The sequence below is a fragment of the Kitasatospora sp. NBC_01300 genome (genome assembly GCF_041435235.1).
GTDB lineage: Bacteria > Actinomycetota > Actinomycetes > Streptomycetales > Streptomycetaceae > Kitasatospora.
In genome coordinates this window covers 2,701,662-2,726,879 of sequence record NZ_CP108408.1, presented here as the reverse complement: position 1 = coordinate 2,726,879, position 25,218 = coordinate 2,701,662, and the positions used below count along the sequence as shown (strand labels likewise).

The window sequence follows — 25,218 nt, the reverse complement described above, 5'->3', positions numbered from 1 at the left end:
GGTGGCTGTCGAGGGCTGGGAGGACGTCCCTGCGGAGGTGCGCAGGCGGCACGCCGAGCTGGTCGTGGAGATCACCGAGCACCGCGCCCGGTACTACGTGCAGGACGCCCCGGTCGTCAGCGACGCCGAGTTCGACGTCCTGATGCGCGAGCTGGAGGCGATCGAGGCCGCGCACCCGGCCCTGGTGACGCCGGACTCGCCGACGCAGGAGGTCGGCGGCGACGTCGCGGAGGGCTTCACCAAGGTCGAGCACCGCGAGCGGCTGCTCAGCCTCGACAACGCCATGGACGACGAGGAGCTGGCGGCCTGGGCGGACCGGGTCGCCCGCGAGCTGGACGGCATCGACTACCACTACCTGTGCGAGCTCAAGGTGGACGGCCTGGCCGTCAACCTCACCTACGAGCGCGGCCAGTTGGTCCTCGCCGCGACCCGGGGCACCGGCCGGGTCGGCGAGGACATCACCGCCAACGTCCGCACCATCAAGGAGATCCCGCAGCAGCTCACCGGCGACGACCTGCCCGAGCTGGTCGAGATCCGCGGCGAGGTCTACCTGCCGACCGAGGCCTTCGAGGAGCTGAACGCCTCGCTGGCGGCGGAGAACGAGCGCCGCCGGGCGGAGAACGAGGAGCGCGCCAAGGAGGGCAGGCGCCCGCAGGCGCTGGTCCACCTGTTCGCCAACCCCCGCAACGCCGCCGCCGGTTCGCTGCGCCAGAAGGACCCGCTGGTCACCGCGTCCCGTCCGCTGCACATGGTGGTGCACGGCATCGGCGCCCGGGTCGGCTTCGACATCGACTGCCAGTCGCACGCCTACGACCTGCTGCGCGCGTGGGGCCTGCCGACGGCCCGGCACAACAAGGTGGTCGGGACGCTCGACGAGGTGCGGGCGTTCATCGGGCACTTCGGCGAGCAGCGGCACTCGGTCGAGCACGAGATCGACGGCGTCGTGGTCAAGGTGGACGAGATCGCCCTGCAGGGGCGGCTCGGTTCCACCTCCAAGTCCCCGCGCTGGGCGATCGCCTGGAAGTACCCGCCGGAGGAGGTCACCGGCAAGCTGGCCGCGATCAAGGTCGGCATCGGCCGCACCGGCCGGGCCACCCCGTACGCGGTGCTGGCCGAGCCGGTGAAGGTGGCCGGCTCGATGGTGCAGTACGCGACGCTGCACAACCAGCAGGTCGTCAAGGCCAAGGGCGTGCTGCTCGGCGACACCATCGTGCTGCGCAAGGCCGGCGACGTCATCCCGGAGATCCTCGGCCCGGTGGAGAGCCTGCGGGACGGCACCGAGCAGGAGTTCGTGATGCCCTCGCACTGCCACGAGTGCGGGGCCGAGCTGCGCCCGATGTCCGAGGGGGACATCGATCTGCGCTGCCCCAACGCGCAGTTCTGCCCGGCGCAGATCCGCGAGCGGATCGCCTTCCTGGGCGGCCGTTCCTCGCTGGACATCGAGGGCCTGGGCTACGTCGCGGCGACCGCGCTGACCCAGCCGCTGGAGCCGGCCGAGGCGCCGGTGCGGGACGAGGGCGACATCTTCGGCCTGACGATGGAGCAGTTGCTGCCGATCGAGGTGCTGGTCCGCGACCAGAAGACGGGCATGCCCAAGCTGGACGACCGCACCGGCAAGGAGAAGAAGGCCACCTTCTTCGCGAACCAGAAGGGCGAGCCCAAGAAGACGGCGGGCGTGCTGCTGGAGAATCTGGAGAGGGTGAAGGAACGTCCGCTGTGGCGCTTCCTCAACGGCCTCTCGATCCGGCACGTCGGGCCGGTCGCGGCGCAGGAGCTGGCGCGGGAGTTCCGGGACCTCGACCGGATCTTCTCGGCCACCGAGGAGGAGCTGGCCGCCGTCGAGGGGGTCGGGCCGATCATCGCCCGCTCCGTCGTCGAGTGGTACCAGGAGGAGTGGCACCGGGAGATCCTGGAGAAGTGGCGCGCGGCCGGCGTCCGCTTCACCGAGGAGCCCGCCGACGAGGAGGAGGCGGAGCGTCCGCTGGAGGGCCTGACCGTCGTGGTCACCGGCACCCTGGCCGGGCACACCCGGGACGGGGCCAAGGAGGCGCTGACCTCGCGTGGAGCGAAGGTGACCGGTTCGGTATCGAAGAAGACAGATTTTGTCGTGGCCGGTGACAACCCCGGGTCCAAGTACGACAAGGCCGTTCAGCTCGGACTGCCGGTCCTGGACGACGCCGGCTTCGCCGTGCTGCTCGCCGACGGAGCGGCCGCGGCCCGTGCCCACCTCGGCCTGCCCGAGGTCGGGAAGGCTCCCGTCGAGGCCGCTCCGGAGGCCGACCCGAGCGGAGCGTGACCGAGCCCGTCTTGTTATCGTCCTGATGCAACGTCACCGGGTGTCGCGCCGTGGAAGCGGGCATTGTGTCACTGTGCGACACCCGGGCGCGGTGGCGCGTTTCCGGTTGTCCGAAAGTCTGCCCACCGGGTGGACCCCGGCATACCCTGGAGCGCAACAGAGTGTCAGCAGGGGTGGGGGCACCGGCTGAGCCGGTGCTCCGCGGGGTCGCTCCATGCCCGGCAGCTGTCGGTACCGGCACGGTGCCTCACCGTAAGGCGGCCTGACGGGGCGGGCCCGACGGAGGACAGGGCTTATGGATCGTACGACCGGCGGTGCGCCCACACGCCCGCCGCAGGGGGTGGCAGGTGCGGTCCTGCTGCTCGGCGTGCTGCTGGCCGGTGCCGCGCCGCTCATCCCGCTGGCCGTCCTGGTCTACCGGTACGAGCCCGAACTGCTGCCGCTGTTCGCGGTGCCGCTGGCGGTGCTGGTCGCCGCCTGGCGGATCGCCCGCGACCGCGCCCGTGACCAGCTGACCGACCCGCTGACGGATCTGCCCAACCGTCAGGCCCTGTTGATGGCCGCCCAGGAGGCGATCGCGGAGCGCGCGGAAGGTTACAGCGTCGGTCTCATCCTGCTCGATCTCGATCGCTTCCGATCGCTCAATGACACCCTCGGTCACACCGCCGGTGACCGGCTGCTGGTGCACATCGCCCGCCGGCTGCACCGCGCGCTGCGCTCCGGAGGCCCGGCCGGCAGCGCCACCCGGGAGTCCATCGACGACGTCTTCGCCGGCCTGCCCCGGAACTACCGGCGCGGCCGCCCGATGGTGGCCCGGATGGGCGGCGACGAGTTCGCCGTGCTGCTGCCCGGCATCAACTGCCCGGACAGCCTGGAACGGGTCGCCAAGGCGCTGATCGCCGAACTCGCCGCGCCGATCCGGCTGGACGGGCTGCTGCTCGTGCTGGAGGCCAGCGCTGGCGTCTGCGTCTACCCGCAGCACGCCCAGGACGCCGAGGCGCTGCTGCGCCGCGCCGACGTGGCGATGGGCCACGCCCAGCGCGGTTGCAGCGGCGTCGCGCAGTACGACGAGACCCAGGACGCCGACACGCCGTACCGGATAGGGCTGCTCGGCGACCTGCGGCGGGCCCTGGAGACCGGCGAGGTGCAGCTGCACTACCAGCCCAAGGTGGCCTTCGACGGCCGGGTGGTCGGCCTGGAGGCGCTGCTGCGCTGGGAGCGCCCCGGCCAGGGCCGGGTCTCGCCGGACGAGTTCGTCGGGCTCGCCGAGTCCAGCGGCCTGATGCCCCGGCTCACCGACTACGTGCTGGAGGCCGCCGTCGGGCAGCTCGCCTCCTGGCGGGAACAGGGCCTCCAGGTGCAGGTCGCGGTCAACGTCTCCCCGCGCGACGTGCTCAACCCCGGTTTCGCCCAGCGCGTCGCCGGCCACCTCGTCCGCCACCAGGTGCCCGCCCACGCGCTCCAGCTGGAGATCACCGAACGGCTGCTGCTGGACGACTCCCGCCGGGCCGCCGACACCCTCGCCGAACTGCGCGGCTACGGCGTCGGGATGTCCCTGGACGACTTCGGCACCGGCCACTCCTCGCTGGTGCGGCTGCGCAGCCTGCCGGTCGGCGAGTTGAAGATCGACCGGTCCTTCGTCTCCCGGATGGTCGCCGACGACCACGACGCGGCGGTGGTGCGCTGCTCGGTGGAGCTCGCCCACTCGCTGGGCCTGACCGTGGTCGCCGAGGGCGTCGAGGACGACGAGACCTGGGAGCGGCTGCACTGCATGGGCGTGGACGCCGTCCAGGGCTGGCTGGTGTCGGCGGCGCTGCCGGCCGAGCAGGCCACCGCCTGGCTGCGGGTGCACCGCACCGGCGCCCCGCCGGCGGAGCGGCTGGTCCCCCCGCCGGGCCGGCTGCCGTCGGCCCTCCACTCGGTGCAGGGGGGCCAGGGCCTGCCGGTCCAGCCGGTGCTGCCGCCGGCCGTCCAACCGGCGGTCCAACCGGCGGTTCAGCAGGCGGTCCAGCAGGTGGTCCAGCAGGCCATCGCGCCGGTGCTGCCCCCGACCCTCCCGTCGGTGCTGCCCTCCGTGCTGCCTCCGACCCTCCCGCAGGCCGTGCAGGCCGTGCAGGCCGTGCAGGCCGTTCAGACGGTCCAGGCCGTGCCCGCGCCTCAGCCCGTGTCGGCCGCGCAGATCGAGATCAAGGCGCCGGGCACGCAGAGTTGGGCCCGTACCAGGCCGCAGTGACGGGCGCGCACGCTTACTCGTTGGCCGGTGGCCGGGCCGGGCCCCATAGGATGGGTCCAAAGACCACGAGGACGGAGCACCGGACCGGTTGCTCCTGCCCGGGCCCGGCACCGCCTGCGCGCGGCACCGGGCCTCACCAGAACTCACCCTGAGGATCGCTGCATGCCTGGCATCACGCGCGAGGAGGTCGCCCACCTCGCCCGGCTGTCGCGTCTTGAGCTGAAGCCCGAAGAGCTGGACCACTTCGCCGAGCAGCTCGACGTGATCATCGGCGCGGTCGCCCGCGTTTCCGAGGTCGCCGGACAGGACGTCCCGCCGACCTCCCACCCGCTCCCGCTGACCAACGTGATGCGCGCGGACGAGGTGCGGCCGTCGCTCACCCCGGAGCAGGCGCTGTCCGGCGCCCCCGCCGCCGAGGAGCAGCGTTTCCGTGTGCCGCAGATCCTCGGGGAGGACTGACCGAGATGACCGAGTTGATCAAGTACACCGCCGCTGAGACGGCCTCCGCCATCGCCAAGGGCGAGGTGTCCGCCGTCGAGGTGGCGCAGGCGCACCTGGACCGCATCGGCGCCGTCGACAAGAAGGTCAACGCCTTCCTGCACGTCGACACCGAGGGCGCGCTGAACGCCGCCAGGGCCGTCGACGAGAAGCGCGCCAAGGGCGAGGAGCTGGGCCCGCTGGCCGGCGTCCCGCTCGCGCTGAAGGACGTCTTCACCACCAAGGGCGTGCCGACCACCTGCGGCTCCAAGATCCTCGAAGGCTGGATCCCGCCGTACGACGCCACGCTGACCACCCGTCTCAAGGACGCCGGCGTGGTCATCCTCGGCAAGACCAACATGGACGAGTTCGCGATGGGCTCCTCCACCGAGAACTCCGCCTACGGCACCACCGGCAACCCGTGGGACCTCTCCCGCATCCCCGGCGGCTCCGGTGGCGGTTCGGCCGCCGCGCTGGCCGCCTTCGAGGCCCCGCTGGCGATCGGCACCGACACCGGCGGCTCGATCCGCCAGCCCGGCGCCGTCACCGGCACCGTCGGCGTCAAGCCGACCTACGGCTCGGTCTCCCGCTACGGCCTGGTCGCCTTCTCGTCCTCGCTGGACCAGGGCGGCCCGTGCGCCCGCACCGTGCTGGACGCGGCGCTGCTGCACGAGGCCATCGCCGGGCACGACCCGCTGGACTCCACCTCGATCGACGCGCCCGTCCCGGCCGTGGTCGAGGCCGCCAAGCTGCGCGACGTGCGCGGCATGCGGATCGGCGTGGTCAAGGAGTTCGCCGGCGAGGGCTACCAGGCCGGCGTGATGGAGCGCTTCAACGAGTCGGTGGAGCTGCTGCGCGAGCTGGGCGCCGAGGTCGTCGAGGTCTCCTGCCCGTCCTTCACCCTGGCGCTGCCCGCGTACTACCTGATCGCGCCCAGCGAGGCCTCGTCCAACCTGGCCCGCTTCGACGCGATGCGCTACGGCCTGCGGGTCGGCGACGACGGCTCCCGCTCGGCCGAGGACGTCACCGCCCTGACCCGCGAGGCCGGCTTCGGCCCCGAGGTCAAGCGCCGCATCATCCTCGGCACCTACGCCCTCTCCTCGGGCTACTACGACGCCTACTACGGCTCGGCCCAGAAGGTCCGCACGCTCATCTCGCGCGACTTCGACGCCGCCTTCGCGGGCGTGGACGTGCTGGTCTCGCCGACCACGCCGACCACCGCCTTCCCGATCGGCGAGCGCGCCGACGACCCGATGGCGATGTACCTGGCCGACCTCTGCACGATTCCGTCGAACCTCGCGGGCAACGCGGCCATGTCGCTGCCCTGCGGTCTGGCCCCGGAGGACAATCTCCCGGTTGGCCTGCAGATCATCGCACCCGCGATGGCGGACGACCGCCTGTACCGGGTGGGCGGCGCCGTCGAGGCCGCACTCAACGACAAGTGGGGGCACACCCTGCTGGAGGAGGCACCGGCACTGTGAGCAAGATCGAGAAGGCCAAGGCCCCGTCGTCCCTCAAGGCACCGTCGTCCCTGAAGGGCTTCAAGCACAGCAAGCCGGGCCTGTGGCTGTCCATCGGCACCAGCGCCTTCGGCGCGGTCTCGGTCGTCAAGGACGTCCGGAAGGCCCGCGAGGAGAGCGACACCCTCAAGCTGGTCAACGCCCTGGTCGGCGCCGCCGCGCTGATCACCGGTACCGCCCTGCTGGTGCGCGAGCTGCGCCAGCTCGGCTCCGACGACGTCCTGCTGGGCTGAGCTGAGCGCCCCGGCCCGGCCCCGCGCGAGCGGCGGCCGGGCCCGTACCTCCCAAGTCTTTTAGTGAAGGGGACGCTGTGAGCGTCATGAACCTGGTCTCCTACGAGGACGCTCTCGCGTCGTACGACCCGGTGATGGGCCTTGAGGTCCACGTCGAGCTGGGCACCAAGACCAAGATGTTCTGCGGTTGCTCGACCGAGCTGGGCGCCGAGCCGAACAGCCAGACCTGCCCGACCTGCCTGGGCCTGCCCGGCTCGCTGCCGGTGGTCAACGCGATCGGCGTGGAGTCGGCCGTCAAGATCGGCCTGGCGCTGAACTGCGAGATCGCCGAGTGGTGCCGGTTCGCGCGGAAGAACTACTTCTACCCGGACATGCCCAAGAACTTCCAGACCTCGCAGTACGACGAGCCGATCGCCTTCAACGGCTACCTCGACGTGCAGCTGGAGGACGGCTCGACCTTCCGCGTGGAGATCGAGCGCGCCCACATGGAGGAGGACACCGGCAAGTCCAGCCACGTCGGTGGCGCCACCGGCCGCATCCACGGTGCCACCCACTCGCTGCTCGACTACAACCGGGCCGGCATCCCGCTGATCGAGATCGTCACCAAGCCGATCGTCGGGGCCGGCGAGCGCGCCCCCGAGGTCGCCAAGGCGTACGTCGCCGAGCTGCGCGAGCTGATCAAGGCGCTGGGCGTCTCCGAGGCGCGGATGGACAAGGGCCAGATGCGCTGCGACGTCAACCTGTCGCTGCGCCCCAACGGCACCGAGACCTTCGGCACCCGTTCGGAGACCAAGAACGTCAACTCGCTGCGCAGCGTGGAGCGGGCCGCCCGGTTCGAGATCCAGCGGCACGCCACGGTGCTGACCGACGGCGGCACGATCATCCAGGAGACCCGGCACTTCCACGAGGAGGACGGCAGCACCACCTCGGGCCGGATCAAGGACAACGCCGAGGACTACCGCTACTTCCCCGAGCCGGACCTGGTGCCGATCGCCCCCGCCCGCGCCTGGGTCGAGGAGCTGCGCGCGGGCCTGCCCGAGCTGCCGCGGGTGCGCCGGGCCCGGCTGCAGGCCGAGTGGGGCCTGTCCGACAAGGACATGCAGTCGGTGCTGAACGCCGGCGCCGTCGAGCCGATCCAGGAGACCATCGCCGCCGGCGCCCCGGCCGACCAGGCCCGCAAGTGGTGGATGGGCGAGCTGGCCCGCCGGGCCAACGAGACCGGCACCGAGCTGAGCGAGCAGCCGATCACCCCGGCGCAGGTCGCCCGGGTCACCGCGCTGGTCGCCGAGGGCAAGCTGAACGACAAGCTGGCCCGTCAGGTCATCGAGGCCGTGCTGGCCGGCGAGGGCGAGCCGGACGAGGTCGTCGAGAAGCGCGGCCTGGCCGTCGTCTCGGACGACTCCGCGCTCGGTGCGGCCGTCGACCAGGCCATCGCCGAGAACGAGGCGATCGCCGCCAAGATCCGCGACGGCAAGGTCGCCGCGGTCGGCGCGCTGGTCGGTGCGGTCATGAAGGCCACCCGCGGCCAGGCCGACGCGGCCCGCGTCAAGGACCTGATCCTGGAGCGGCTCGCCGTCGAGGGGCAGTAAGCACAACCCAGGGAATCTGGGCATCTTTGCCTGGGGTCCTAAGGCGCCTAAGGCGCCTAAGGCCCTCTAAGTAAGGCCTAAGGCCCGGTCTCACCTCTAAAACGAGGTGAGACCGGGCCTTTGTCGTTCCCCGGGCCCCGATCTAAGGCATCCGGGGCCCGGAAGATCGGTAGGGCTTCCGATGCGGCACCCCCCGCTGGGAGAGGAAGCTCTTACTCGACAGCGAAACGCAGTGAAACCCACAGGGGGAACCGAAAGTGATCGAGTACGAGCTCATCCAGCAGCACGCCCACGAGCTGGCCGTCCGCGCCGAGCACGAGCGCCTGGTCCGGGAGGCCAAGGAGGGACGCCGCCTGCGGCAGCGTCCGGTGGCCGCCCGCTTCCAGCGGCGCCCCGCGCGCCAGCGCGAATGCTGACGGACCGGCACCACGACGGTGCCGGGGGAGTTTCGGAGGGGGAGGCGCAGCAGGGGAGCGCCTCCCCCTCCGGGCGTTCGCCAGGGGAGATAACCCCTCGGCCCGCCACCTCCGGCTATGGCATGCTCGCCTCCATGCAGCAGATATCGGTGAGTCCCGTCTTCGTCGGCCGCGGCAGCGAGATCACCGAACTGACCGACGCGCTGCGCCGGGCCGGCTCCGGCAGCCCGCAGGCCGTGCTGATCGGCGGCGAGGCGGGCGTCGGCAAGACCCGGCTGCTGGAGGAGTTCCTGCAGCGGGCCGCCGCCGGGGGAGCGGTCACCACGCTCGGCGGCTGCCTGGAGATCGGAGCCGAGGGCCTGCCGTACGCCCCGCTGGCCGCGGCGCTGCGCCGGCTGCACCGCTCGCTGGGCGCCGAGCTGGAGGCCGCGGCGGCCGGCAGCGAGGGGCACCTGGCCCGGCTGCTGCCCGAGTTCGGCGAGGCCGACGGCGAACCCAACGACGAGTACGGCCGGGCCCGGCTGTTCGAGCACACCGCGAGGCTGTTCGAACGGCTCGGCGCGGAGCGTACCCTCGTGTTCGCCGTCGAGGACCTGCACTGGTCCGACCGCTCCACCCGCGAACTGCTCGCCTTCCTGGTCCGCACCCTGCACCGGTCCCGGGTGCTGCTGGTCGCCACCTACCGCTCCGACGACCTGCACCGCCGCCACCCGCTGCGCCCCTTCCTGGCCGAGCTCGAACGGCTGCGCACCGTCCAGCGGCTGGAGCTGGAGCGGTTCGGCCGCGGCGAGGTCGCCGCCCAGCTGGCCGGCATCCTCGGCACCGCCGACCCCGACCGGAAGCTGGTGGACCGCATCCACCGCCGCTCCGAGGGCAACCCGTTCTTCGTCGAGGAGCTGGCCACCGCCTTCGAGGACGGCTGCGGCGCCGGGCTCACCGACTCGCTGCGCGACATCCTGCTGGTCCGGGTGGAGAGCCTGGACGAGGAGGCCCAGCGGGTGGTGCGGATCGCCGCCGAGGGCGGCTCGCACGTCGAGCACGCCCTGCTGGCGGCCGTCCTGCACGACGACGAGGAGGCGCTGATCGAGGCGCTGCGGGCGGCCGTCGGCGCCAACATCCTGCGCCCGGACGGCGAGGGCGAGGGCTACCGCTTCCGGCACGCGCTGGTCCGCGAGGCGGTCTCCGACGACCTGCTGCCCGGTGAACGGCACCGGATCAACCGCAAGTTCGCGCTCGCCGTGGAGGCGAAGCCGCAACTGGTCTCCTGCGACGCCCTGCCCGCCCGGCTGGCCAACTACTGGTACCACGCGCACGACCCGGCCCGCGCCCTGCCGACCGCCCTGGACGCCGCCCGGGCGGCCCGGCGCCGCAACGCCTTCGCCGAGCAACTGGGCATGCTGGAACGGGCCCTGGAGCTGTGGGACATGGTCTCCGAGGAGGTGCTGGCGCACACCCTGCGCCCGTACGACTGGGCCGAGACCTACCCGCCCGGCTCCTGCGACCACAGCACCGCCGACGGGGACTGCGACCGGATCCAGCTGGTCGACGTGCTGGCCGAGGCGGTGGTCGCGGCCCGGCGCTGCGGCGACCGCGAGCGCGGCCTGAGCCTCGCCAGACGGGGGCTGCGGCTGGTCGACGAGGCCGTGCACCCGGTGCGCGCGGCCTGGTTCCGGATCAACCGGGCCCGGATGCTGGGCAATCTGCGCCGCTCCGGCGACGACGAGGAGATCCTGCACGCGCACCGGCTGGTCGACCACCTGCCGCCGTCCGCCGTCCAGGCCGAGGTGTTCGCGCTCGGTGCCGGGGTGGCGATGCTCAAGAAGCCCGGCCCCGAGCACATCGAGCTGGCCGAGCGGGCGATCCGGATCGCCCAGGAGGTCGGCGCGCACTCCGTCGAGGTGCACGCCCGGATGACGCTCGGCGGCCTGCGCTACGACGTGCACGGCGACGCCGACGGCGGGCTGGCCGAACTGGCCGGGGCGGTCGAGGCGGCCCGCCGGCTGGGCGTGCCCGACCTGCTGCTGCGCGGCGTCAACAACCTGGCCAGCATGCAGCGCGGGGTGGGCCGGGCCGAGGAGGCGGTGGTGCTGGCCCGCGAGGGCCTGGTCTACGCGGACGGCAACGGCCTGCTGCGCAACATCGGCACCATCCTGACCGGCAACCTGGCCGAGGCGCTGACCGACCTGGGGCGGATCCGGGAGGCCGCCGAGGTGCTCGACGCCTGCGAGCTGACCAGCCTGACCGGCACCCACGCCGAGTTCCTGGACCGGATGCGCGGCGACCTCGCGCTGCTGCGCGGGGACCTGGCCGGCGCGGCGACCATGCTGGCGCAGGCCCGGTCGGCCAACCGGGTCGGCCAGCTCCAGCACAGCGTGCCGATCAGCCGGCTGGCGGTGCGGATCGCCGCGCTCGCCGGGCGGCCGCTGGAGGCCCGGGAGGAACTGCTCGCCGTGCTGGCGGAGGAGGGGCGGCTCGGCCACGAGTCCGACGTGTACCCGCTGCTGGTCGAGGCCGCCACGGTGGAGGCCGACAATCGGGGCCTGCCGGAGGCCGCGGCGGGCCGGGCCGAGGCGCTGGCCGCGATCGCCGCGCGGGCGGCCCGGCTGCGGCCGCGGGCGCCGGTGCACCACGGCTGGGCCCGGCTGCTGGAGGGCGAACTGGCCCGCGCCGAGGCCGCCGACACCCCGGAGCAGTGGGCGGCCGCGGTCGCCGCGCTGCGCCCGACCGGGCTGCCGTACCCGCTGGCGGTCGCCCTGCTGCGGGCCGGCGAGGCCGAGGTGCTGGCCGGGCGGCGCGAGGCGGGGGCCGAACTGCTGCGCGAGGCGCGGGAACTGGCCACCGTCCGGGGCGACCGTCCGCTGCTGGCGGAGGTCGCGGGCCTGGCCGACCGGGCCGGGCTGACGCTGACCCCGGTGGCGGCCGCGCGCCCGGCCGCCGGGCCGGCCGCGATCCCGCCCGCCGGGGAGTCCTTCGGCCTCACCCCCCGTGAGCGGGACGTGCTCCGGTTGCTGGCGCGCGGCTGGAGCAACCGGCAGATCGCGGAGGAGCTGTACATCTCTCCGAAGACCGCGAGCGTGCACGTTTCCAACATCCTGGGCAAGCTCGCGGTCGCCGGCCGGGGTGAGGCGGCGGCGCTGGCGCACCGGTTGCGGCTGTTCCCGGACGATCCGGCGTAGGCCGGACCGGACCCGGGCCCTGTCCGGTCCGGGCCTCCCGCTGACCCGTGCGCCCGGCGCCGGGCCCCCGACCGTCTCCGGACCGGGTGGCCCGGGGCCGGGCGCCGTTGCGTGCTCCCGTGCGCGCCGCGTGAGCCCCCGGCCGCGCGCCGCCGCCAACCGGGCCGATCCGCCGGAATCGGGTGTATTTCCCCACTCCCTCGCCATTACTCTAAGTTGAGTGCATGTGTCATTGAGTGACGGATTTGGTGTAGGGTCCCGATCGGGAACATCGGTGCGGTGTGGTGACCGGAAGGCCGCCCACCCCCTGGGCCTCCGTCCTGACGGGGCGCCAGGCCACCGCGTACGGGCAAGAGGCGCGCGGCCGGTGGCCCGTGGCCGGGGCGCCAGGCCCCGGGCCGGAGGGGGAGAGGCCGAGTGAGCTCCACCGATACGGTGCTGCCCGGGGCCGGACGGCCGGGCGTGCCACCCGCCGACGCGTCCGAGCCCGACACGTCCACGCCCGGCGCGGCCGCAGCCGGCGCGTCCGCCCCCGGCCGGCGCGGCCCGCTGTGCCGGCTCCGGGAGAGCCGGACGCTGCCCGGCCTCGTCCTCGGCGCGCTCTGCCTGGCCTACGCCCTGGGCGCCGCCACCGGCTGGGGCTCCTACCAACTCTCCATCTTCATGGGCGACTTCGGCCTGGCCGCGGCGGCGCTCGCGGCCGCGCTGTCCTGCCTGGTGTACGGCTGCACGGCCGGCGGGCGCGCCCGCCCGGCCTGGCTGCTGTTCGGCCTCTCCTCGCTCATGGTGGCCTGCGGCAACGGCACCTGGGGCTGGTACGAACTGGTCGCCCGCAGCCCGCTGCCGCAGGACTCGCTCGCCGAGTACGCCTTCCTGCTGTTCTCCCCGCTCGCCATCACCGGCGTGCTGGTGCTCGCCCAGCGCCCGCGCTCGGCCGCCGGCTGGCTCTGCCTGCTGCTCGACGGCTGGCTGATCGCCGGCTCGCTGTTCACCCTCAGCTGGAGCCTGGCGCTCGGCCGGATCGCCGCCGGCGAGGCCGGCTCGCCGCTGCGGCTGGCCCTCAACCTGGCCTACCCGGTCCTGGACATCCTGCTGGTCAGCCTGGTCGTCGGGCTGCGCTTCGGCGGCCGGGACGGCAACCGGGCGGCCGTGCACACCGCGATGGTGGCGCTGGCCGTCACCGTCCTGTGCGACGCCCTGTTCACCTCCCCGGAGCTGCGCAGCAGCTACCGCTCGGGCGAACTGCTGGACGCCGGCTGGTTCTCCGGCAGCCTGCTGCTGGCCTGGGCGCCGTGGTCGCCGCGCTGGCGCCGCCCGCTGCGCGAGCACCCCTCGGCCGGAGGCCTGCCGCGCCGCCGGGTGGCCACCACCTTCAGCGCGCTCACCCCGTACGCGGCCGCCGCGGTGTGCACCGCCGGGATCCTCTACAACGCCCTCGGCGGGCGGGAGTTGGACCGGGTGGTGGCCGCGGCGGCCTGCACCGTCGGCCTGGCGCTCATCCTGCGCCAGGGCGTGATGCTGCTCGACAACCTCTCGCTCGCCCAGGAACTCGCCCACAAGGAGGCGCACTTCCGCTCCCTGGTGCAGGGCTCCAGCGACGTCATCATGATCGCCGGTGCCAACGGCGTGCTCTCCTACGTCTCCCCGGCCGCGCTCGGCGTCTACGGGCGGGACCCGGAGGAACTGGTCGGCGGCAACCTGCTGGACCTGGTCCACCCGGAGGACGTGGACCGGGTGCTCGCCGAGGTCCGCCGCTACCTGGCGAGGGTCCGGCTCACCGCCCACCGCTCCCCGGGCACCGCCGAGCCGTCCGCCCGGGTGGAGTGCCGGATCAGCTCCGGCGGCGGCGAGTGGCTGCACGTCGAGTCGACGGTCAGCCGGCACCGCGACGGCCTGATCCTCAACAGCCGGGACGTGACCGAACGCGTGATACTCCAGGCCCAGTTGCAGCACAACGCCTTCCACGACCCGCTCACCGACCTGCCCAACCGGGCGCTGTTCGCCCAGCGGCTGCGGGCCGCCCTCGGCGCCCGCGGCCAGCAGGGCGAGGGCGGCGCCGGGGTCGCGGTGCTCTTCCTCGACCTGGACGGCTTCAAGGCGGTCAACGACACGGCCGGCCACCAGGTGGGCGACGAACTGCTGGTGCAGGCGGCCCGCCGGCTCCAGGGGGCCGTCCGCTGCGGGGACACCGTCGCCCGGTTCGGCGGCGACGAGTTCGCCGCGCTGGTCTGCGGCCCGCTCGGCCGGCTCCAGGTCCAGGAGCTCGCCGAGCGGCTGCGGGTCGCGCTCTCCGAGCCGTACTGGATCGGCGGCGCCGAACTCGGTGTCGCCGCCAGCATCGGCATCGCCTTCGGCACCCCCGAACGCGGCCCGGCCGCCGACCCGAGGGCGGCCACCGACGAGCTGATGCGCAACGCCGACCTCGCGATGTACCGGGCCAAGTCCGAGGGCAAGGGCCGGGTGGTGCTCTACAACCCCGCGATGCGGGCCGATCTGGAGCGCCGCACCGAACTGGAGGAGCGGCTGCGGGCCGCCGTCCGCGAGGGCGGCTTCACGCTGCTCCACCAGCCCGTGGTGGACCTCGCCAGCGGCGCGGTGACCGGCGTCGAGGCGCAGGCCCGCTGGCGCTCGGCGGGCGGCCTGCTGCTCACCCCGGCCGAGTTCCTGCGCTCGGCCGACCACGGCGACGCGGCCACCCGGTTCTCCCGCTGGCTGGTCCAGGAGGCGGTGATGGCCGCGGCCAACCGGCGCGGCCAGTCCGGCCGCAGCCGCAGCGGCCCCGCGCCCGTCCCGGTCGCGGTCCGGCTCTCCACCGAGCGGCTGTGCTCGCCCGGCCTGTACGAGACGGTGGCCGCGGCGCTGCGCGACAGCCGGCTGCCGGCCGGCGAACTGGTGATCGAGGTGGCCCGGATGGGCCCGGACTCGCTCGCCGACGAACTCGGCCGCCGGCTGGCCGCCTTGCGCCGGCTCGGGGTGACCACCGTGCTGGCCGGCTACGGCGCCGGCAGCGGCTCGCTCGGCGAGCTGGCCCGGCTGCCCCTGGACGGCCTCAAACTGGACCGCACGCTGGTGCAGGACCTCGGGGAGTCCGCGCTCAGCCGCACGCTCGCCGGGCACGCCCTGCGGCTCGGCCACGACCTCGGCCTGGTCACCGGCGCCGAGGGGGTGGACCTGCCCCGCCAGGTCGCCGCGCTCCAGGAGCTGGGCTGCCGGCAGGGCCAGGGTTCGGCCTTCGCACCGCCGCTGGACGAGACCCGGCTGCGCCGGGCGCTGGTGCGCCGGGGCTACCCGCTGCCCAGGCCGCTCGGCTCGGTCTCGGCCCGGCGCGCGTACCTGGCCGCGGAGGCCCGGACGGGTGGCCGCGGGGAGGGCGGCGGGGGACGTGTCGTGCATCACCACGGTGCCCCCGACCTGCCCGAACGCCGCGCGGTGACCGGTCCAGGGCAGGGTCCGCATGGCGAGACGGTCATCCCACCTGCTTGACACGCGCCCCCGGACAGGAGGAGGGTCGTTGCCATGCGCACCCGAATTCTCGTACTTGGCGGGCGCGTCGGCTGAGCGGGCTCACACGCCCCGCTCGTGACAGACCGACGCGCCACCCCTCGCATGCCCTTGGCACGAGGGGTTTTTTGTTGCACTGACGCTGTTCCACCACCGCAAGACCCCTGGCTCCGACCGCCCGATCCGCTCCGATTCCCGGGGAGGAAGCGGGACGATTGGGGCAGAGCCGGCGATCGGCCCGAAACCGGGACCCCACCCTCGCACCACGGGGCCCGCAACCACCGGGCCGGCACATTCCGAGAAGAGACAGGCAGATGACTGAGCACGCCGCATCCCCCCGCCGCGGGGACGCCACGGCCGCCCACGCTCCCGCTCCCCAGCACGTCGTCGAAACCATGACCGGCGCCCAGTCGCTCATCCGCTCGCTGGAGGCCGTGGGCGCGGACACCGTCTTCGGCATCCCGGGCGGGGCCATCCTTCCCGCGTACGACCCGCTGATGGACTCGGCCAAGGTGCGCCACATCCTGGTCCGGCACGAGCAGGGCGCAGGCCACGCCGCCACCGGCTACGCCCAGGCCACCGGCCGGGTCGGGGTCTGCATGGCCACCTCCGGCCCGGGCGCGACCAACCTGGTGACCCCGATCGCCGACGCCTACATGGACTCGGTGCCGATGGTCGCGATCACCGGCCAGGTCTCCTCCAAGGCGATCGGCACCGACGCCTTCCAGGAGGCGGACATCTGCGGCATCACGATGCCGATCACCAAGCACAACTACCTGGTGACCGACCCCGCCGAGATCCCCCGGGTGATCGCCGAGGCCTTCCACATCGCCGCCACCGGCCGCCCCGGCCCCGTCCTGGTCGACATCGCCAAGGACGCGCTCCAGGCCACCACCACCTTCCGGTGGCCGGTCGAGCTCTCGCTGCCCGGCTACCGTCCGGTCACCAAGCCGCACGCCAAGCAGATCCGCGAGGCCGCGAAGATGCTGGTGGGCGCCAAGCGCCCGGTGCTGTACGTCGGCGGCGGCGTGATCAAGGCGCAGGCCACCGCCGAGCTGCGGATCCTGGCCGAGCTGACCGGTGCCCCGGTGGTCACCACCCTGATGGCGCTCGGCGCCTTCCCCGACAGCCACCCGCAGCACCTGGGCATGCCCGGCATGCACGGCTCCGTCCCGGCCGTGACCGCGCTGCAGAAGGCGGACCTGCTCTTCACCCTCGGCGCCCGCTTCGACGACCGCGTCACCGGCAAGCTGGACGGTTTCGCCCCGTACGCCAAGGTCGTCCACGCGGACATCGACCCGGCCGAGATCGGCAAGAACCGCCCGGCCGACGTGCCGATCGTCGGGGACGCCCGCGAGGTGCTGGCCGACCTGATCGTGGCCGTCCAGGCCGAGTTCGACGCCGGCCACAAGGGCGACTACTCGGACTGGTGGGAGAAGCTCGACGCGTGGAAGAAGACCTACCCGCTGGGCTACGAGCCGGCCCCGGGCGGCCGGCTCTCCCCGCAGCAGGTCATCGAGCGCATCGGCCGGCTCGTCGGCCCGGAGGCCATCTACGCCGCGGGCGTCGGCCAGCACCAGATGTGGAGCTCGCAGTTCATCCGCTTCGAGAAGCCGGGCACCTGGCTCAACTCGGGCGGCGCGGGCACCATGGGCTACGCCGTCCCGGCCGCGATGGGCGCCAAGGCCGGCCGGCCGGACACCGCGGTCTGGGCGATCGACGGCGACGGCTGCTTCCAGATGACCAACCAGGAACTCGCCACCTGCGCCCTGAACGACATCCCGATCAAGGTCGCGGTCATCAACAACGGCTCGCTCGGCATGGTCCGCCAGTGGCAGACGCTGTTCTACAACCAGCGCTACTCCAACACCGTGCTGCACGCGGGCCCCGACCACGACGGCATCGCGCCGCCGGCCCAGGGCACCCGGATCCCCGACTTCGTCCTGCTGTCCGAGGCCATGGGCTGCGTCGGCCTGCGCTGCGAGCGCCCCGAGGACCTGGACGCCGTCATCAAGCAGGCGATGGAGATCAACGACCGCCCGGTCGTCATCGACTTCATCGTCCACCAGGACGCCATGGTCTGGCCGATGGTCGCCGCCGGCACCAGCAACGACGAGATCCAGTTCGCCAAGGGCGTCCGCCCCGACTTCGGCGACGACCTCGACTAACGCCCCCCTCCAACTCCAGAGCGCCTGAGGAACCCCATGTCCAAGCACACCCTCTCCGTCCTGGTCGAGAACAAGCCCGGCGTGCTCGCCCGCATCGCCGCCCTGTTCTCCCGTCGGGGCTTCAACATCGACTCCCTCGCCGTCGGCCCGACCGAGCATCCGGACGTGTCCCGGATGACCATCGTGGTCAACGTCGAGGACCTCCCGCTGGAACAGGTCACCAAGCAGCTCAACAAGCTCGTGAACGTGATAAAGATCGTCGAACTCGACCAGTCCGCTGCGATCCAGCGGGAACTGGTCCTGGTGAAGGTCCGCGCCGACAACGAGACCCGGTCGCAGATCGTCGAGATCGTCCAGCTGTTCCGTGCCAAGACGGTCGACGTGTCCCCGGACGCGGTGACCATCGAGGCCACCGGAAGCTCGGACAAGCTGGAGGCCATGCTCCGGATGCTGGAGCCTTACGGCATCAAGGAGTTGGTCCAGTCCGGCCTGGTCGCCATCGGGCGCGGCGCCCGTTCGATCACGGACCGCTCGTTGCGCGCCCTCGACCGCAGCGCCTGAGCACCCCCGAGACGCCGGCCGTCTCACACCCTGAAGCACCGCCCCACACCCACCGCCGGTACGCCTACCGTAGAGAGCGCGTACCCGGCAACCACCACGCAAGGAGATGTGCCCCCGTGGCCGAGCTGTTCTACGAAGACGACGCCGACCTGTCCATCATCCAGGGCCGCAAGGTCGCGGTCATCGGCTACGGCAGCCAGGGCCACGCCCACGCGCTGTCCCTGCGCGACTCCGGCGCCGACGTCCGGGTCGGCCTGAAGCCGGAGTCCAAGTCCCGTGCCAAGGCGGAGGAGGCCGGCCTGCGCGTCGTCACCCCGGCCGAGGCCGCGGCCGAGGCCGACGTCATCATGATCCTGGTGCCGGACCCGATCCAGGCCGACGTGTACGAGGCCGACATCGCCCCGCACCTGAAGGCCGGCGACGCCCTGTTCTTCGGCCACGGCCTGAACATCCGCTTCGGCTTCATCAAGCCCCCGGCGGACGTCGACGTCTGCATGGTCGCCCCGAAGGGCCCGGGCCACCTGGTCCGCCGCCAGTACGAGGAGGGCCGCGGCGTCCCCGCGATCGTCGCCGTCGAGCAGGACGCCTCCGGCAAGGCCTTCGACCTGGCGCTGTCCTACGCCAAGGGCCTGGGCGCCACCAAGGCCGGCGTCATCAAGACCACCTTCACCGAGGAGACCGAGACCGACCTGTTCGGTGAGCAGGCCGTCCTCTGCGGTGGCACCGCCGCCCTGGTGAAGGCCGGTTTCGAGACCCTGGTCGAGGCCGGCTACCAGCCGGAGATCGCCTACTTCGAGTGCCTGCACGAGCTGAAGCTCATCGTCGACCTGATGTACGAGGGCGGCCTGGAGAAGATGCGCTGGTCGGTCTCCGAGACCGCCGAGTGGGGCGACTACGTCACCGGCCCGCGGATCATCACCGACGCCACCAAGGCCGAGATGCGCAAGGTCCTCGCCGAGATCCAGGACGGCACCTTCGCCAACACCTGGATCGCCGAGTACAAGGCCGGTCTGCCCAAGTACAACGAGTACAAGAAGGCGGACGAGGACCACCTGCTGGAGACCACCGGCAAGAAGCTGCGCTCGCTGATGAGCTGGGTCGACGACAAGGCCTGAACCGGCCTCGGGCTCTGTCCGATTTTGTAACTTCCTTGTACAAGTAGGCTGCTCTCGTCCGGGTGATTTCGCCGGACGGGAGCAGCCTGGTACCCAGCCCGTCGATACACTCCGAGTGCGCGTCAGGCCCACAGCGTCGTGCGTCTACCTACGCGGCATGCCACCTTCCCCCCGCCGTCCACGCCACCCACGTGCCGGGGGGAACCGCAGAGTTAAGGACACACTGTCGTGAGCACTGTGACATCCAAAACCGCCGTCGTCCTGATCGCCGAAGAGCTGTCGCCCGCCACCGTCGACGCCCTCGGCCCCGACTTCGAGATCCGCCACTGCAACGGCGCCGACCGCACCGAGCTGCTCGGCGCGATCGCCGACGTCGACGCGATCCTGATCCGCTCCGCCACCAAGGTCGACGCGGAGGCGCTGGCCGTCGCCCGCAAGCTCAAGGTGGTGGCCCGGGCCGGGGTCGGCCTGGACAACGTGGACGTCGCCGCCGCCACCAAGGCCGGCGTGATGGTCGTGAACGCGCCGACCTCCAACATCGTCACCGCCGCCGAACTCGCCTGCGGCCTGCTGATCTCCGTCGCCCGCAACATCGCGCCGGCCAACGCCGCGCTCAAGCAGGGCGAGTGGAAGCGCAACAAGTACACCGGCGTCGAGCTGAGCGAGAAGACCCTCGGCGTCGTCGGCCTCGGCCGGATCGGCGTCCTGGTCGCCCAGCGGATGTCCGCGTTCGGCATGAAGATCGTCGCGTACGACCCCTACATCCAGGCCGCCCGCGCCGCCCAGATGGGCGTCAAGCTGGTCACCCTGGAGGAACTGCTGGAGGTCTCGGACTTCATCACCGTCCACCTCCCCAAGACCCCCGAGACCATCGGCCTGATCGGCGACGAGGCGCTGCACAAGGTCAAGCCGACCGTGCGCATCGTCAACGCCGCCCGCGGCGGCATCGTGGACGAGGAGGCGCTCGCCAACGCCCTGCGCGACGGCCGGGTGGCCGGCGCCGGCCTGGACGTGTACGCCAAGGAGCCCTGCACCGACTCCCCGCTGTTCGGCTTCGACAACGTGGTCGCCACCCCGCACCTGGGCGCCTCCACCGACGAGGCGCAGGAGAAGGCCGGCATCGCCGTCGCCCAGTCGGTGCGCCTGGCGCTGGCCGGCGAGCTGGTGCCGGACGCCGTCAACGTCCAGGGCGGCGTGATCGCCGAGGACGTGCGCCCGGGCCTGCCGCTGGCCGAGAAGCTCGGCCGGATCTTCACCGCGCTGGCCGGCGAGGTCGCCGTCCGGCTCGACGTCGAGGTCCGCGGCGAGATCACCCAGCACGACGTGAAGGTGCTCGAACTGTCCGCGCTGAAGGGCGTGTTCGAGGACGTGGTGGCGGAGACGGTGTCCTACGTCAACGCCCCGCTGTTCGCCCAGGAGCGCGGTGTCGAGGTCCGCCTGACCACCTCCAGCGAGAGCGTCGAGCACCGCAACGTGATCACCGTCCGCGGCACGCTCGCGAACGGCGAGGAGATCGCCATCTCCGGCACCCTGGCCGGCCCGAAGCAGACCCAGAAGATCGTCGGCGTGGACGCCTTCGACGTGGACGTCGCGCTCACCGACCACATGGCCTTCTTCAAGTACGAGGACCGCCCCGGCGTGGTCGGCGTGCTCGGCCGCCACCTCGGCGACGCCGGCATCAACATCGCCGGTATGCAGGTCGCCCGCGACGGCGGCGGCGCGCTCGCCTCCATCACCGTGGACAGCCAGATCCCGCAGGACGTGCTGTCGGCGATCGCCGCCGAGATCGGCGCCCGCTTCGCCCGCTCGGTCGACCTGGGCGCCTGAGCCCGACGCCCCCGGGGCCCGGACCGCCGTTCGCCGGCGCTCCGGGCCCCGCTGCGTTCCCCAGGGTGGCTCCCGTCTCAGATACTAGGAAATCCAAGTATTCGTGCAGACACGGCCCGGGCCCGGTCGTACCGTGGAAGGGCGATACGGCGTGCCGACCCTGTAGACAGGGCGTTCGGCCCGTGTCCGCGTGCGCCTTCACGGGCAGGCGATCCCTGCCCCCGCGCGTACCCCTCCCCTTCCCGCGCCCTCTTCGGGGCGCCGCTTCCAAGGAGCCCGGTATGCCCCTCACCGCCGACCGCCACGCCACCCCCACCCCCGCCGCCACCCCCGTCCGCGCCCCGCGCCGCCGCCGGGCCGCCGAGCGGAACCCCTTCGCCGCCGCCGCCCTGCAGCGGGCGCTGGACCGCCGCGACAACGGCGGCTCGACCGGGCACCTCTGACGGGGACCGCCGGCGGGACTGCCTGTCAGGTGCTGTCGGGCGGCGCCCCCGGCGGCTTCGCCGGCCCGGCCGTTCATCCGCCGAATAGGCCGCTCGGGCTGCCGCCAGGTCACCCGGTCGAGTGCAACCGGCGTCCGTCCGAGGGAAGTTGCTCGCGCTCCCCAGCGCGATCATCCTAATTTGGGGCCCCCGGAAGGGTGATCGACGTTCGCGCGGGCGGGCGTCAGCGACACGGTGTGCGGATCAGTCCCCCTGCCGGGGGAAGAGGGCCCAGTGCGTCTGCCATCCGTCCGCCGACCCGTCACCCGGATCGGCCTCACCCTGGCCCTGCTGGCCGGGAGCGCGGCGCTCGCCGCCACCCCGGCCTCCGGCGGGCCCCCGGCGGAGCCGTCGAGGGCCGGCCGAACGGCCTCCGTCCTGCTCGAACTCGGCACCGAGCCGGTCGGCCCCGCCTGGCGGCGCGCCGCCGACGGGGCCCGGCGGGCCCAGCGCTCCCCGGAGGCCGCCCGCCGGGAGGCCGCCGACGCCGGCGCCGCCCAGCGGGCCAGGGCCGGCGACGCCCTCGACCGGCTCGCCGCGGCCGTCCACCGGGCGGCGCCCACCGCCGGCGAGCTCTACCGCACCCGCACCCTGATCACCGGCCTCGCCGTCGACGCGCCCGCCGACCGGCTGCCCGCCCTGCGCGCGCTGCCCGGCGTCCGGGCCGTCCACCCGATCGTCCGCAAACAGCGGGACAACGCCTACTCCGTCCCGCTGCTCGGCGCCCCGCAGGTCTGGGCCGGTGCCACCGGCGACGGCAACACCGGCCAGGGGGTGCGGATCGGCATCATCGACAGCGGCATCGACTACACCCACGCCGACTTCGGCGGCCCCGGCACCGAGGCCGCCTTCCGCTCCGTCGAACGCGGCAAGCCCGCCCCGCCCGACCTGTTCCCCAACGCCAAGGTGATCGGCGGCAAGGACCTGGTCGGCGACGACTACAACCCCGACCCGTCCTCCCCGCACCACCAGCCCGTCCCGCACCCCAGCGACAACCCGATCGACTGCGACCGCAACGGGCACGGCACCCACGTCGCCGGCACCGCCGCCGGCTACGGCGTCACCGCCGACGGCCACCCGTACACCGGCCCCTACCGGCCCGGACTCGACCCCGCCGGGTTCAAGGTCGGCCCCGGCGCCGCCCCCGGCGCCCAGCTGTACGCGATCCGGGTCTTCGGCTGCGACGGCTCCACCGACCGGCTCGCCCAGGCCCTCGACCTCGCCGCCGACCCCAACGGCGACGGCGACCTCGGCGACCGCCTCGACGTCGTCAACCTCTCCCTCGGCAGCCGCTTCGGCAGCCCCGACGACACCGACGCCCTCGCCGTCGACCGGCTCGCCGCCCTCGGCACCGTCGTGGTCGCCGCCGCCGGCAACGACGGCGACGTCTACGGCATCGGCGGCAGCCCCGGCACCGCCGCCCGGGCCATCGCCGTCGCCGCCTCCGTCGACCCGCACAGCGACACCGACGGCCTCACCGTGCTCGCCCCCGCCGACCTGGCCGGCGTCGTCCCGGCCCACTGGAGCGAGCGCTACAAGGGCTGGTCCAGCGCCGACGTCAGCGGCCGACTCGTGCTGCCCGCCGACCAGTCCGACGGCTGCGCCGCCTACAGCGAAGCCGACCGGCAGCGGCTCGCCGGAAAGATCGCCGTCCTCACCTGGCGCACCCGCGACTCCGAACGGGCCTGCAACTCCGGCCCCCGCGCCGACCACGCCGCCGACGCCGGTGCGATCGGCGCCCTCTACGCCGCCGACACCGACCACCTCGCCGAGATCTCCGGCAACGACCGCATCCCGGCCGCCCTGCTCGCCCACGCCGACGGCGAACGGCTCCGGCAGGCCGCCGCGGCCGGGTCGGTCGAGGTTCGTCTCGCCGCCCCCGGCAACCCGCTGCACGGCTCCGTCTCCCAGAACCAGCCCGCCCGCACCGACACCCTCACCGACTTCTCCTCCCGCGGCATCGGCGTCCCCGGCATCGTCAAACCCGACCTCGCCGCCCCCGGCGAGACCATCTGGTCCGCCCTCGTCGGCAGCGGCAGCGGCGGCCAGCGCGAGGACGGCACCTCGATGGCCACCCCGCACATCGCCGGCCTCGCCGCCCTTGTCCGCGCCGCCCACCGCGACTGGCCGGTCGAACAGCTCAAGGCCGCGCTCATGAACACCGCCGTCGACACCTGGCTCGGCGACGACCACGGCGGACCGGTCTACGGCCCCGAGCGCACCGGCGCCGGCCGCGCCCAGGTCGACCGGGCCGTCCGCACCCCCGTCGTCGCCTACGCGGCCGGCGACGGAGCGGCCGAAGGCAGCGTCGGCGTCTCCTACGGGCCGGTCGAGATCGCCGGGCCGACCGCCCTCGGCCGCGACATCGAGGTGCGCAACCACGCGGACCGGCCGCTGAGCTACCGCACCGGCTACGCGGCCGCCACCGAACTGCCCGGCGCCACCTTCGAGGTGACGCCGGGCCAGGTCGACGTCCCGGCCGGCGGCACCGCGCGGGTGCACGTCACCCTCGCCGTCCCCGGGGAGCTGGGCCGGGCCCCCGACCCCACCATCGACACCGTGCAGGACGGCAAGGCCCGCAGCTACCGCGCCGAACTCTCCGGCCGCGTCCTGCTCACCCCCGTCACCGACCCGGACCTGCCCCAACTGCGCGTCCCCGTCCTCGCCGCCCCGCGCCCGGCCACCGACCTCACCGCCACCGCCGCCGCCCGCACCACCCGGGACGGCACCGTCCTGATGCTCGGCGGCAGCGCCGCCCCCGGCAACCGGCCCGGACTCGTCACCGCCCTCACCCTCGGCGGCGAAGGCACCCGCTGGGCCGACTGCCCGCCGGACAGCGAAGCCGCCGTCGGGCCCGGGGCCGGCATCCGGCCCGACGACGGCACCGAGCCGACCGACCCCCCGCAGGACGTCTGCGTCCAGCAGCCCGGCGACCGGGCCGCCAACCTGCGGGTCGTCGGTGCCGCCACCAGCTCCGACCTGCTCTACGTGGGCGCCCAGCTCTGGGCCCCGGCCGCCACCCCGGTCGGGCTCTACGGCGTCCGGGTCTCCCTGGACACCGACGGCGACGGCACCACCGACGTCATCCTCGAAGCCGACCGGCTGCGCGGCAGCGACGTCCTCGTCTCCCGCGCCCTCGACGCCCGAACCGGCGCCGAACTCGACGTCCAGCCGCTCAACGGCCACTGGGGCGACACCGACACCGCCCTGCTGGACGGCGACGCCCTCGTCCTCCCCGTCCGACTGAGCGCTCTCCCGGGCGTCCGGGAAGGCCACAGCACCGTCCACTACGGCGTCTGGACCAGCACCGTCGCCCCCGGCACACCCGACCCGGCCGAGTCCTACTCCGCCATCGGCCTGCGCGGCACCCGCCCCGTCCTGGCCCTCGACGTCCTGCACCCCGCCGTCGACATCCGGGCCGGCCTCGGCGGCCCCGCGGCCCTCGCCACCCCGGTCCGGCCCGGGACCGTCCTCGACATCCACCGCACGCCCGGCGACACCTCCCGCCTGCTCCTGCTCCACCACCTCAACCCCGCCGCCCGCCGGAGCCAGGTGATCACCCTTCCCTGACCGCACCTGCCCGAGGGGCGGCCCGCCGACCTGGCGGGCCGCCCCTCGCGCGTT

General features: G+C 73.5%; 15 protein-coding genes. All 15 read left to right on the top strand.

Going from position 1 to position 25,218, the window contains the following annotated elements; all coding sequences use genetic code 11:
* Nucleotide 1: 1 nt before the first annotated feature.
* The 15 genes from ligA (at nt 2) to OG556_RS11990 (ending at nt 25,164) form a co-directional block, all read left to right on the top strand.
* Nucleotides 2-2,296 (top strand): NAD-dependent DNA ligase LigA, encoded by a 2,295-nt coding sequence (gene ligA, locus OG556_RS12060; RefSeq protein WP_371522672.1) that lies wholly within the window; start codon nt 2-4, stop codon nt 2,294-2,296.
* 295 nt (nt 2,297-2,591) lie between these two features.
* The gene (locus tag OG556_RS12055) at nt 2,592-4,529 is read left to right on the top strand and encodes a putative bifunctional diguanylate cyclase/phosphodiesterase (protein WP_371517063.1); all 1,938 of its coding nucleotides are present in this window, start codon (nt 2,592-2,594) and stop codon (nt 4,527-4,529) included.
* A gap of 162 nt (nt 4,530-4,691) precedes the next feature.
* Complete coding sequence (gene gatC / locus OG556_RS12050) at nt 4,692-4,988, top strand: Asp-tRNA(Asn)/Glu-tRNA(Gln) amidotransferase subunit GatC (RefSeq protein ID WP_030057414.1); 297 nt, start codon at nt 4,692-4,694, stop codon at nt 4,986-4,988.
* A gap of 5 nt (nt 4,989-4,993) precedes the next feature.
* Nucleotides 4,994-6,487 (top strand): Asp-tRNA(Asn)/Glu-tRNA(Gln) amidotransferase subunit GatA, encoded by a 1,494-nt coding sequence (gene gatA, locus OG556_RS12045; RefSeq protein ID WP_363582136.1) that lies wholly within the window; start codon nt 4,994-4,996, stop codon nt 6,485-6,487.
* Nucleotides 6,484-6,759 carry a hypothetical protein gene (locus OG556_RS12040; RefSeq protein WP_350884604.1) on the top strand — a complete coding sequence of 92 codons (276 nt, stop codon included), beginning with the start codon at nt 6,484-6,486 and terminating at the stop codon, nt 6,757-6,759. The genes gatA and OG556_RS12040 overlap by 4 nt, the downstream gene beginning before the upstream one ends.
* Before the next feature lie 77 nt (nt 6,760-6,836).
* Nucleotides 6,837-8,348 carry an Asp-tRNA(Asn)/Glu-tRNA(Gln) amidotransferase subunit GatB gene (gene gatB, locus OG556_RS12035; protein ID WP_063347730.1) on the top strand — a complete coding sequence of 504 codons (1,512 nt, stop codon included), beginning with the start codon at nt 6,837-6,839 and terminating at the stop codon, nt 8,346-8,348.
* 257 nt (nt 8,349-8,605) lie between these two features.
* Entirely contained in the window at nt 8,606-8,764 is a 159-nt protein-coding gene (locus OG556_RS12030; RefSeq protein WP_159398431.1) for a hypothetical protein, read from the top strand.
* 134 nt (nt 8,765-8,898) lie between these two features.
* Entirely contained in the window at nt 8,899-11,940 is a 3,042-nt protein-coding gene (locus tag OG556_RS12025) for an AAA family ATPase (protein WP_371517062.1), read from the top strand.
* Between the two features lie 549 nt (nt 11,941-12,489).
* Nucleotides 12,490-15,423: a putative bifunctional diguanylate cyclase/phosphodiesterase gene (locus tag OG556_RS12020; RefSeq protein ID WP_371522670.1), complete on the top strand. Its 2,934-nt coding sequence runs from the start codon at nt 12,490-12,492 to the stop codon at nt 15,421-15,423.
* Nucleotides 15,424-15,755: 332 nt separating this feature from the next.
* Complete coding sequence (locus OG556_RS12015) at nt 15,756-17,609, top strand: acetolactate synthase large subunit (protein WP_371517061.1); 1,854 nt, start codon at nt 15,756-15,758, stop codon at nt 17,607-17,609.
* A 36-nt stretch (nt 17,610-17,645) separates the two neighbouring features.
* A complete protein-coding gene (gene ilvN / locus OG556_RS12010; RefSeq protein WP_030302941.1) occupies nt 17,646-18,170 on the top strand; it encodes an acetolactate synthase small subunit in 525 nt (174 codons plus the stop codon).
* A 116-nt stretch (nt 18,171-18,286) separates the two neighbouring features.
* Nucleotides 18,287-19,285 (top strand): ketol-acid reductoisomerase, encoded by a 999-nt coding sequence (gene ilvC, locus OG556_RS12005; RefSeq protein ID WP_063347727.1) that lies wholly within the window; start codon nt 18,287-18,289, stop codon nt 19,283-19,285.
* A gap of 237 nt (nt 19,286-19,522) precedes the next feature.
* Nucleotides 19,523-21,112, top strand: coding sequence for a phosphoglycerate dehydrogenase (gene serA / locus OG556_RS12000; protein ID WP_371522668.1), 1,590 nt, complete (start codon nt 19,523-19,525; stop codon nt 21,110-21,112).
* Between the two features lie 281 nt (nt 21,113-21,393).
* The gene (locus tag OG556_RS11995) at nt 21,394-21,555 is read left to right on the top strand and encodes a hypothetical protein (protein WP_350887612.1); all 162 of its coding nucleotides are present in this window, start codon (nt 21,394-21,396) and stop codon (nt 21,553-21,555) included.
* Nucleotides 21,556-21,828: 273 nt separating this feature from the next.
* Complete coding sequence (locus OG556_RS11990; RefSeq protein WP_371517059.1) at nt 21,829-25,164, top strand: S8 family serine peptidase; 3,336 nt, start codon at nt 21,829-21,831, stop codon at nt 25,162-25,164.
* Nucleotides 25,165-25,218 lie beyond the last annotated feature (54 nt).